This is a genomic window from Ancylomarina subtilis (genome assembly GCF_004217115.1).
Taxonomy (GTDB): domain Bacteria; phylum Bacteroidota; class Bacteroidia; order Bacteroidales; family Marinifilaceae; genus Ancylomarina; species Ancylomarina subtilis.
The window spans coordinates 1,397,817-1,409,484 of the sequence record NZ_SHKN01000001.1 but is presented as its reverse complement, the minus strand read 5'-3'; the positions used below and the strand labels follow the sequence as shown (position 1 = coordinate 1,409,484).

8 protein-coding genes are annotated in these 11,668 nt (G+C 36.2%); 7 read left to right on the top strand and 1 reads right to left on the bottom strand.

The window, feature by feature from the left end; all coding sequences use genetic code 11:
* The first annotated feature begins 110 nt into the window (after nucleotides 1-110).
* The 5 genes from ffh to EV201_RS05685 all read left to right on the top strand — a co-directional run bounded on the left by ffh (nucleotide 111) and on the right by EV201_RS05685 (nucleotide 8,645).
* The gene (ffh, locus tag EV201_RS05705) at nucleotides 111-1,445 is read left to right on the top strand and encodes a signal recognition particle protein (RefSeq protein WP_130306456.1); all 1,335 of its coding nucleotides are present in this window, start codon (nucleotides 111-113) and stop codon (nucleotides 1,443-1,445) included.
* Nucleotides 1,446-1,560: 115 nt separating this feature from the next.
* Nucleotides 1,561-2,442, top strand: coding sequence for a bifunctional methylenetetrahydrofolate dehydrogenase/methenyltetrahydrofolate cyclohydrolase FolD (gene folD / locus EV201_RS05700; protein ID WP_130306454.1), 882 nt, complete (start codon nucleotides 1,561-1,563; stop codon nucleotides 2,440-2,442).
* 511 nt (nucleotides 2,443-2,953) lie between these two features.
* Nucleotides 2,954-6,208 (top strand): SusC/RagA family TonB-linked outer membrane protein, encoded by a 3,255-nt coding sequence (locus tag EV201_RS05695; RefSeq protein ID WP_130306452.1) that lies wholly within the window; start codon nucleotides 2,954-2,956, stop codon nucleotides 6,206-6,208.
* 13 nt (nucleotides 6,209-6,221) lie between these two features.
* Nucleotides 6,222-7,763, top strand: a complete 1,542-nt coding sequence (locus EV201_RS05690; RefSeq protein ID WP_130306450.1) for a SusD/RagB family nutrient-binding outer membrane lipoprotein — start codon at nucleotides 6,222-6,224, stop codon at nucleotides 7,761-7,763.
* Nucleotides 7,764-7,922: 159 nt separating this feature from the next.
* The gene (locus EV201_RS05685; RefSeq protein WP_130306448.1) at nucleotides 7,923-8,645 is read left to right on the top strand and encodes a hypothetical protein; all 723 of its coding nucleotides are present in this window, start codon (nucleotides 7,923-7,925) and stop codon (nucleotides 8,643-8,645) included.
* Nucleotides 8,646-8,718: 73 nt separating this feature from the next.
* Here EV201_RS05685 and EV201_RS05680 read toward each other — a convergent pair whose 3' ends face one another.
* Entirely contained in the window at nucleotides 8,719-10,041 is a 1,323-nt protein-coding gene (locus EV201_RS05680) for a DEAD/DEAH box helicase (protein ID WP_207224399.1), read from the bottom strand.
* Between the two features lie 144 nt (nucleotides 10,042-10,185).
* Between EV201_RS05680 and EV201_RS05675 the strand changes: the two genes are divergently transcribed.
* Together EV201_RS05675 and EV201_RS05670 are read left to right on the top strand one after the other, a co-directional pair.
* Complete coding sequence (locus tag EV201_RS05675; protein WP_130306446.1) at nucleotides 10,186-10,971, top strand: tRNA 2-thiocytidine biosynthesis TtcA family protein; 786 nt, start codon at nucleotides 10,186-10,188, stop codon at nucleotides 10,969-10,971.
* A 90-nt stretch (nucleotides 10,972-11,061) separates the two neighbouring features.
* Nucleotides 11,062-11,637 carry a 3'-5' exonuclease gene (locus EV201_RS05670; protein WP_130306445.1) on the top strand — a complete coding sequence of 192 codons (576 nt, stop codon included), beginning with the start codon at nucleotides 11,062-11,064 and terminating at the stop codon, nucleotides 11,635-11,637.
* Nucleotides 11,638-11,668 lie beyond the last annotated feature (31 nt).

Genomic DNA, 11,668 nt, shown 5'->3' with positions numbered 1-11,668 from the left:
AGAAATCTGCATTTCGTATTAAAAGCATCTGATTAAAAGATGCTTTCTGATAAGAGCAAATACAGAGATTTTTTTATTTTTGCAGGAAACTAAAATAATCCGGAAATACAATGTTTGAAAATCTTAATGAAAGACTTGAGCGGTCCTTTCAGTTGTTGAAAGGACATGGAAAGATCACCGAAATAAATATAGCTGAAACTTTAAAGGATGTTCGTCGTGCTTTACTTGATGCCGATGTCAATTTTAAAATCGCCAAGTCATTTACTGCTACAGTAAAAGAAAAAGCATTAGGACAGAATGTATTGACTTCTTTGAAGCCAAATCAATTGATGGTGAAGATTGTTCACGATGAGTTGGCTGAATTGATGGGGGGAGAGCATGTTGATATTGATATCAAAGGAAATCCTGCTGTCATTTTGATTGCTGGTCTTCAGGGTTCTGGTAAAACAACTTTTTCAGGAAAGTTAGCCAACTTGCTTAAAACCAAACGTTCAAAAAATCCATTGTTGGTTGCAGGTGACGTTTATCGTCCGGCTGCGATTGATCAGTTGCACGTTTTAGGAGAGCAAATCGGCGTTTCTGTATATTCAGATAAGGATAATAAAAATCCTGTGAAAATTGCTGAAGCTGCCATTAAGGAAGCTAAAGCAAAAGGTCACGATTTAGTGATTGTCGATACGGCTGGTCGTTTAGCTGTTGACGAGGAAATGATGAAGGAGATTGAAGCTGTTAAAAAAGCAATCAATCCTTCTGAAATTTTATTCGTTGTTGACTCAATGACAGGTCAGGATGCCGTAAATACGGCAAAAGAGTTTAACGATCGTTTGGACTTTGATGGTGTTGTTTTAACCAAGCTTGATGGTGATACTCGTGGTGGAGCCGCCTTATCAATCCGTTCGGTTGTCGATAAGCCTATCAAATTTGTTGGTACGGGAGAGAAAATGGAAGCTTTGGATGTTTTCCATCCGGCACGTATGGCTGACCGTATTTTAGGTATGGGTGATATTGTTTCACTTGTTGAGCGTGCACAAGAGCAGTTCGATGCAGATGAAGCACGTAACCTGCAAAAGAAGATTGCTAAAAATCAGTTCAATTTCAACGATTTCCTTTCTCAGATTTCTCAAATTAAGAAAATGGGTAATCTTAAGGATCTTGCATCAATGATTCCTGGTGTGGGTAAAGCCCTTAAGAATATTGATATTGATGATGATGCATTTAAAGGTATCGAGGCCATCATTTATTCGATGACTCCTTTGGAACGTGAAAATCCAACTTTATTGAACGGATCACGTCGTAAGCGTATTGCAGCGGGTAGTGGTTCCAATATTCAGGATGTGAATCGACTGATTAAGCAGTTTGATGAAACACGTAAACTGATGAAAATGATGTCGAAAGGCGGTAAGATGTCCCGAATGATGGGAAATCTTCCGATGAGAAAGCGATAGACAAAATATTAAAATGCTTGACTCAATGGTCAGGCATTTTTTCTTAAATATCAATAACGATTTTCAGCTAAAGATTTTAGCTGTATAATACTTATCACAGATACAAAACATAGTCATGGAATTAATCGATGGAAAAAAGATTTCGGCTGAGGTGAAGCAGGAGATTGCTGCTGAAGTTGAAGAGATTATTAAAAATGGTGGTAAAAAGCCACATCTTGCGGCTATTATTGTCGGACATGATGGTGCCAGTGAAACCTATGTTGCAGCAAAAGTAAAAGCTTGTCATCAAGTCGGGTTTGATTCTTCAGAATTTCGATTTGAAGATACAATTACCGAAGCGGAGCTTTTGGCTGAAATTGAGAAGGTGAATCAGGATGATTCAATCGATGGTTTGATTGTTCAGTTGCCATTACCAAAACATATTTCTGAGTCAAAAGTTATTGAAACAATTCGTCCGGAGAAAGATGTCGACGGTTTCCATCCTATGAATGTGGGAAAAATGGTTGCGACTTTACCAACTTACTTGCCAGCAACACCAGCCGGTATTGTTGAACTACTGAAGCGATACAAGATTGAGACTTCAGGTAAAAACTGTGTTGTAATTGGCCGTAGTAATATTGTTGGTACACCAATGAGTGTGTTGATGTCTCGTAAAGCTGCGCATGGCGATTGTACAGTAACACTTTGCCATAGTCGTACCAAGAATATACCTGAGATTACCCGAGAGGCTGATATTATAATCGTCGCTCTTGGTATGCCGGAATTCTTGACTGGAGATATGGTTAAACCTGGTGCTGTTGTTATTGATGTGGGAATCCACAGAATTAAATCTGATAAAACAAAATCGGGTTGGAAGTTGATAGGCGATGTTAATTTCGATGAAGTTGCTCCTAAGTGTTCTTTTATCACGCCAGTACCTGGTGGAGTAGGACCAATGACTATTGTGTCGCTATTACAAAACACACTAATCGCATCGAAAAAAGAGATTTATTCTTAAAAGAGTAAATTTTCTGATATAACGAAGGGATGATTCTTAATTGAGTCATCCCTTTTTTTTATTTACTGATATAACCTTAATATTAGAATAAATAGCCAGCTAGATAGAAGTATATATTGCTGAGAAATGTGTTTGTTGAATAATAGATCTCTTTTGTAGGCTAATTTGTTTGGTTTGTCTGATTTTAGGTGTGTTATTTATATTTCATGTAAATAGCTGTTGCTATAAAAATATGATTAGTGAAGTGGTTGATATGGGTATATACAATAGTTGGTCTCTATTGACTTGATTTTTAAAATATAAAAAAGGTATATAATTCTGATTGTTTGTTTATAAGGAGATAATTATTTTTTGGATTGTAATAGCTAAACTGACAAAAATCATAAATGTTAGTATGTGTTAAAGGGGTGTTAATATTTGTTAAATCCATTATAAGTATTAAATTTAGCATCGATTATTACCATTAAACCATTTGCATCTTTACTTAATTACTAACTAAAAAGATTTATTTATGAAAAAAATTATTGGACTATTTGTCTTTCTACTTTTAGTGGGAACCCAAATAGTGACTGCGCAAAGCAAGCAAATCTCCGGTACTGTGACAAGTGCTGATGACGGGCTAGGAATGCCTGGTGTATCTGTTGTTGTCAAAGGTACCACTATTGGTGCTAGTACTGATATTGACGGAAAATACAGCCTTGAAGCTTCAGCAAGTGATGTTCTTGTTTTTAGTTTTGTAGGTATGGTAACTCAAGAAATTACAGTTGGTAATAAGACTGTAGTTAATGTAGTTCTTGAAACTGAATCTATTGGTATGGATGAGGTTGTAGTTACTGCATTGGGTGTAACAAGAGAGAAGAAAGCTCTTGGTTATGCTGTTCAGGAAGTTGGTGCTGATGATTTAAATCAGGTGCAACAATCAGATGCCCTTTCTGCATTGTCAGGTAAGGTTTCTGGTGTACAGGTATCTGCTTCTTCTAATTTTGCAGGATCAAAACGTATTTTGATTCGTGGTGCCAACTCTATTTTTGGTGAAAATCAACCTTTGATTGTAGTTGATGGTATTCCTATGGATAACTCTAACTTTAACTCGGCCAATGCTCAAGCTGGTTTTGGTGGAGTTGACTACGGTAATATGATGAACGATATCAACCCTGATGATATCGAGAATATGTCCGTGCTTAAGGGAGCTGCTGCTGCGATTTATGGTTCACGTGCTGCCAATGGTGTTATTATTATAAATACTAAAAATGCGAAAGCTGGAAAAGATGACATTAAAGTTGACTTCAGTTCTTCAATTTCTATTGAGAAAATAGGTGATTTACCAGCATTACAGAGAAGATATGGTGGTGGTGCTATTATAGATGATGAAGACGGTGGTGTTAATGGATTTGAGCAAGTAACTATCGAAGGTAACAACTATTTGGTTCCTCAATATGCTGTAGATGAATCTTGGGGACCAGCTTACGATCCAAGTATTAAAGTTTTACATTGGGATGCCTTTGATAAAGAGAGTTTTCCTAATGACTATTTAAAGCCACGTGCTTGGGTTGCACCTAAGAATGATGTGAAAGATTTCTTTGATACAGGTGTTTCGTATGTGAATTCTGTAGCGGTAGCACGTACTGGTAAAGAATATGGAGTGAGATTTTCATATACAAATACACATACTGAAGGTATTGTGCCTACGTCTGAATATGATAAGCATAATTTTGCTATCACAGGGAATACCAAATTTTTAGATAAATTCAATGCGAAGGCATCTATTAATTATGTGCGCTCAGAAACTTCAGGACGTCCAACTTTTGGATATGATGATAATTCATTTTCTCAAAAGTTCTTCCAGTGGGGACAGCGTCAATTGGATATGAAACGATTGAGTAAGTACAAGAATAATGACGGTACTCAAAGAACTTGGAACCGTAAATCGTATAGTAATGGTACTCCTAAATATGCTGATAATGCATATTGGATCATCAATGAGAATTTTAATGATGACGAGCGTGATCGTTTCTTCGGGAATGTTTCTATTGATTATGAAATCATGAAGGGATTGGTTGCTAAGGCAAGTGTTTATGGTGATACATATGCATTTGATATTCGTGAGCGTACTGCTGTTGGATCTCAGTCAACTTCTCGCTATTATGAAGCAAAACGTAATAATTCAGAGTTCAATTATGAATTTACTTTGAATTTTAATAAGCGTTTTAATGAAGACTATAACATTACTGCTATGGTTGGTGCGAATGCCCGTCGAAACAAATTTAACTTGTTGAGAGGTGAAACTTCTGGTGGCCTTGTGGTACCGGGTATTTACAATTTAATGAATTCAATGGGAAATGTTTCAATTAATGATTTCCATTCTGTAAAGAAAACTAATTCTGTATTTGCTAGTGCATCATTTGGATTTAAGAATTTCTTATTTGTTGATGTAACAGCACGTAATGACTGGTCTTCTACTTTGCCAGAGAATGAAAATTCCTATTTCTACCCTTCAATTTCATCAAGTTTTGTGTTTTCAGAACTATTTGATGCAACTTGGATGGATTATGGTAAATTAAGATTGGGTTGGGCTCAAGTTGGTAACGATACTGATCCTTATCGAGTTGTAAACACATTTGAATACAATGCTGATGGTCCATTTGGAGGAGCTCCTAGAACCAATACTAATGAAGATTTCTTGAATTCAGAGTTGAAGTCAGAAACAACGACTTCGTATGAAATTGGTTTAGAAATGAACTTTTTGCAGAACCGATTTGGTTTTGATATGACTTATTTCAAGAATGTTACAACGGATCAGATCATACCTTTAGAGGTTTCTAAGGCAGCAGGTTATTCAAGTAAGTATATTAATGCTGGTGAAATGGAGAATAAAGGGATTGAGATTTCTTTGCATGCGACTCCTGTTCAAATTAATAATTTTTCATGGGATATTAATTTGAATTATTCAAAAATTGATAATAAACTAACTGAGCTCTATAAAGATATTAAGGCTATTGATATTCAAAGAGCTCCTTTTAGTGGCGCATATTTAAGAGCAGGTGTAGGTGATACTTACGGTATGCTTTGGGGATATGATTATATTTATGATAATGCTGGGAATAAAGTTGTTGATGACAATGGTTATTATCTAGCTACTGATAATCTAGTGCCTATAGGATCTGTGTTACCTGATTACAATATCGGTATCCGTAACTCTTTAACATATAAGAATTTTGACTTCAGTTTCTTAGTTGATGTACAAAAAGGTGGTAAATGGTTTTCTTTAACTCATATGTGGGGGATGTACTCAGGTATGCTTGAAGCGTCTGCTGCTGATAATGATAAAGGTGTTAGTATCAGAGAGTCTGTAGCTAATGGTGGTGGTATTAACCTAGGTGGTGTTACCGGAACTGTAACTTATGATGCTGATGGAAACTACACAGTAACTAATACAGCAGAAAATAACAAGTACGTTAGCGGACAAGGTTATTCTCACAGAGTCTACCATGCTTATGGAACTCCTAGTGCTCAGAATATGTTTGATGCAGATTACATCAAATTAAGAGAGGTTACTTTAGGCTATACTTTTCCTAAGGCAAAAATTGGTCCTCTAAGATCACTAAAAGTGTCAGTTTATGGAAAGAACTTATGGACTGGTGGATTGGATAAAAAAGGATTTGATCCTGAAACTTCAGTCGGTGGTTCTGGTAACGTACAAGGTATTGAAGGTGGATTTATTCCAAACACCAGAACGTATGGGTTTAATTTAAAATTAGGATTCTAAAAAAAGCAAAATTATGAAAAAGAACTTATTATATATTTTAATGATGCTGCTTGGATTTGGAGCTTGTGATCTTAATTACGAGGATAATCCGAATGAAGCTGCAGTTCCACCAACATTTTCTATTTTTAACGATGCCGTTAAGGAAATGGTGGATGATTCAAGAGATGAATGGTTTCATGGCCGATTTACTCTTGGTACAATGCAATATTGGGCTCAGACTGAGTATACTGAAGAGGATCGTTATCAGTATCGTGAGTCGATGAGAGAAACTTGGGAAGATTTTTATATCAATTTGGAAAACTTCCGTAAAGTGATTCAATTTAATGAGGATGAGAATTTAAAGGTTGAAATGTCTAAATACGGATCTAATGCAAATCAAATTGCTGCAGCTCGTATTATGATGGCGTGGTCTTTCAATTTTATGGCAGATAGCTGGGGTGATATTCCTTATTGGTCATATTCGACTGAAGATGCTGACTTTCAGGCTTTAGATATGGATAATGAGGTGTTTGCACCTGTTTATGCTCCGCAATCAAAAATTTATCCTGATTTATTGAAGCAGTTATCTGAAGCTGCAGATATGCTTGAAACATCAGAAATTGTTTTCTCTTCAGGTGATCCAATCTATGGTGGGGATGCTGCAATGTGGAAAAAGTTTGCAAACTCTTTACGTCTAAGAATTGCAACTAAAATTTTAGGTGTTTATCCAGCTGCTCAGGCTCACATTGATGATGCAATTGCTGACGGCGTATTTACATCAAATGATGATAACGCTGTTCTAGCATTCGAGGCTAATCAAACAAATGGGTCACCAATGATGGTAGCTTTTGAAACCAGAAATGACTTTGCAGTAACCAGTTGTTTTGTGGAGTTATTAGATGGTTCTCGTGGTAGTTATGGTGCAGACCCTCGTTTGGAAAAGTATGCGCAGCCTAACCAATTTGGGAATTATGTAGGTGTTCCTAATGGTGTTTCAAACAATACGTCTGTTGCATTTAAGTGGGAATCACTTCCTGGATATGATATTATTGCAACAGATGGTAGCGGAACTATATGGCAAGTTGGAGTGGAATCTTTGATGACTTATGCAGAGGTTGCTTTCTTGTTGTCAGAAAATAACGCTTGGGATCAAACTCAATATGAGAATGGTGTTAAAGCTTCTATGGATCAATGGGGTGTTGCAGCTGCTGACAGAGATGCTTTTGTTGCTGCACTACCTGCTGCTTCAGCAGAGAATGTTATGACCCAGAAATATGTTGCTCTTTATATGGACGGCAATACTGCTTGGTGTAACTATAGAAGAACAGGTTATCCAACAACTTTAAATTTGCCTGGTAGCTCATATTCTATGAATGTTGTTACTGATGGTGAAGGTACTGTTGAGACCTTTAATTACACCTTTGAGCCAATAAATTCAGCTGTTACAGATATTCCATATAGAATGGAATATCCAAGTCAGGAATCTACATTAAATGCTGCAAATTACAAGGCAGCCGTAGCTAAACTTGCTGATGGTGATGAGATTACATCTAAACTTTGGTGGGATGTAAACTAATTGTAATTCAATTAATATTTAAAGAGCTGAACATGTGTTCAGCTCTTTTTTTATTTATCTGTTTTAGAATATTTCAATTCAAATGAGGGGGAGTGTTTATTTTTTATTTAACTTCAAGATGTTAAATACATTTCATGTAATCTTTTAATCCTAAATATTATGAGAATTAATAAGAGTTTTGTAGGTTTTATATTCTTATTTGTGAACAGTATTATTTGCCACAATTATGTAATTGCACAGAGGAGTACAAGTATTCAGGGGCAGCAAACTTATTTTAACAAATTTGCTAATAATATAGACCGTGTTAAAAGAGGTGAAGCGAAACATGTAGCCGAAGGTTATTATTTATCTAATGAATGGAAAAAGGGGGTGATATATGCCAAACCCAAGGTTGAAATAAAGAATTTACAATTGAGATATTGTGTGTTAAATCAAGAATTTGAATTTACTAATGAAAAAGATACTTTTAGTATTAATAAGCCAGAATTAATAGACTCAGTTAGATTAGATAATAAATGTTTTATATATACCCAATACTATGATTCCAATAATTTAGAATCAGCTTATTTCGAGGTTTTGAGTTCAAAGGGCTTTGTGTTGTTACAGAAGTATAATTGTAGGTTTGTGAGAGGTAAAAAACAAGTTAGCAGCTTTGAAGAACCTACTGATGACTCATATGTGATAACAACTCAATTTTATCTTAAAGAAAGTGAAGGCCCTGCTTCTCTTCTTCCAAGATCTAAATCAGATTTTTTTAATGTGTTTGGTGATCAAAAAGATGAAATTAAGAAGTTTATGAAGACGAATAAATTAAAAAGATCAAATAGTGAAGACCTTTCAAAGGTTTTCAATTACTATAACTATCTAAATATGAAATCTTAGGTTTATTATTCTTAATTTAGAACAAAACCCAATTCCACACCGGACTTGGGTTTTGTTTTTACGAATGATGAGATTAATAACTCACCGCCATCTTCACTTTCTTTTTCTTAATGCGTTCGTTTTTGAGTTTTTTAAGAAGTTGGGTTGCCAACTTGCGTTTAACAGCGACAAATGAGGCATGATCTAAGACTTCGACCTTTCCTAATTCATCTTTCCCGAGTTCCCCTTTTTTCATGAAGAAACCGACGATATCCATCTTATTAATCTTGTCCTTTTTGCCGGCATCAATATAGATGGTTAGCCATTCCGGATCTTCAGGTAATGTGATATTATCAGGAATAACCATTTCTTCTATATTTTGACTGATGAATTCAGGTAGATAATCGCTCTCTGACAAAATAAAGTAAGAACAACCTGATGCATCCATTCTTGCTGTACGTCCATTTCGGTGAATATAAGCGTCTGAAGTTGTTGGCAACTGATAATGTATCACATGTTTGATTGAAGGGATATCAAGCCCTCTGGATGCTAAATCAGTGGTGATTAAAATGGAATGAGATCCGTTTCTGAATTTAATCAATGCTTTTTCACGTTCTTCTTGCTTTAATCCCCCATGAAAGGTGTCGTGTTGCAAGTGAGAATCCTTTAATAAGTCACTGATTCGATCAACCGTATCGCGATGATTACAAAAAACCAATGTGGCTTCATTCCCATTATGGCAGATTAAATTGAATAGGGCTGCTAATTTATCTTTACCATCGGCACGAACGATTTTCTCTGTTAGAGATTGTTTGGGTTCATCAACCAAATAATTGATCTCAAAAGGATTTTTGACTCCTGTGAATTCAGGTATGCTCTCGCTTTTTGTTGCTGAAGTAAGGATGCGTTTTTCTATAAATTCCAGTTGCTCAATAATTTCGCCCATTTCTCTATGGAAACCAAGTTCCAGAGATTTATCAAATTCATCCAGAATAATGGTGTTGATGCTATCAGGCGAAAAGTTCTCGCGACGGAGATGGTCGGCAATACGACCAGGTGTCCCAATTAGAACGGCAGGCGGTGTTGCTAAACTGTTTTTTTCAATTTTCATGGCATGCCCGCCATAGCAACAATTAACTTTGAATGGCGTGGCAAGACTTTTAAACACAGATTCTATCTGTATGGCCAGTTCTCTCGAAGGGGCAAGTACCAGAGCTTGAACTCCCTTTTTGTTTTCATCGATTTGATTGAGTAGAGGAAGTAAAAAAGCGAGGGTTTTACCTGATCCTGTTGGTGAAAGAAGGATAATGTCGTTATAATCTTTCCAGGCTTTAATGCAGTCTTCCTGCATTGGTTTTAAGGCTTTGATGCCTATCTTTTTTAAAATCTCCTGGGTGTTTATCTTGTTTGCTTGCATTCGGCAAAAGTAATTTTAATTTCTCAATAATCAGCCAGTCACAACAGATATGCTTACGTATTATCCTAACTCATTTTAAATTGTTTTTTTTAGCGCTATCATCTTCAGATTCTGTTATTTTTGGCAATCTTAAATTCAAGGATTATGGAGAGTGTGAAAAGGCCAAAAACAGATGAGGAAAAGAGGGATATTTTTTTTCAGCGAAAAGTTGCTAAACGAATGGGTAAAGCAATTAGTGATTTTGAATTGATTGAGGATGGTGACCGAATTATGGTCGGTGTTTCAGGAGGGAAAGATTCTCTTGCATTGCTCGAATTGCTTGCTCTCCGACGTAAGTTCAAAAAGCAAAATTTCGAAGTTATTGCTGTTCACATCAATGTTTTGGAGCTTCCTTATCAAGTTGACAAGGATTTTTTAGATGAATTTTGTCGAAAGTTGGATGTTCCTATGGTATATCGGGATATCAATGTCGATTTTGAACGTCCAAGTAAAAAACCTGCCTGTTTTCGTTGTTCGTGGCACAGAAGAACGACTCTTTTTAAAATGACAGATGAGTTAAAGTGCAACAAGCTTGCTTTGGGGCATCATATGGATGACGCTTTGGAAACCCTACTGATGAATATGATGTATCAGGGAGCGGTGTGCAGTATGCCGGCTAAGCTGAGCATGTTTCAGGGAAATATTATTTTGATCCGACCATTGATATATCTTAGAAATGAAGAAATGCGGGAATATAGCCGTATTAGTAATTTTGTGCTGGAAAAGGAACGTTGTCCCCACGAGGATGTGACAAAGCGTAAAGAAACTAATAAGTTGATCGATAGGCTAGCAGGTGATGATGAGCGAATTAGAACCAACCTTTTTCGGTCGATGAGCAATGTACAAACTGAATACTTGCCAATTATTCCGAAAAAAGATAAGTTGCAATAAGTTTTTTTGATAGGATTGACTTATTTTTAATCCTCAATTCGTCTTGCTACTTAAGACAGGACTCATTGTTATCACACTTAAAATAAAAACATGGCTAAAGAAATATTAGTATTAGATATAGAAACAACTGGTTTTTTGAATCAGGGAGGAAAGATTGTTGAAATTGGAATTGTTAAGCTTGATCTTGACTCAGGAGAGGTAACGCCTGTTTACGATTCTTTAATTAAGGAAGATGGTTTAAACGCTTCGCATACTCGAGGTGGATTTGGTTGGATTTTTCAGAATTCAGATCTTCAGTTCGAAGAAGTCTTAGAGGCTCCAAGTTTAGAGAGCCAGAGAGAGGAAATTCAAGATTTATTAGATCAATATAGAGTTACAGCCTACAATAAGGCCTTTGATTTTGGTTTTTTGAAAGACAGAGGTTTTCAAATAAAGGAACTTGATTGTCCCATGCATTTGTCAACTCCCATTGTGAAGTTGCCTGCAGCTAACGGACGTAGAGGATTCAAATGGCCAAAGGTTGAAGAAGCCTGGGATTTCTTTTTTGGAGATACAGGATATATTGAGGCGCATCGAGGATTGGATGATGCTGCTCATGAGGCTAAGATTGTTTATAAACTCTACCAAATGGGGGAGTTCCCATATACGGTAAGCTTATTCGACTAGATATTAGAATCCCACTTTTTTAAGTGGGATT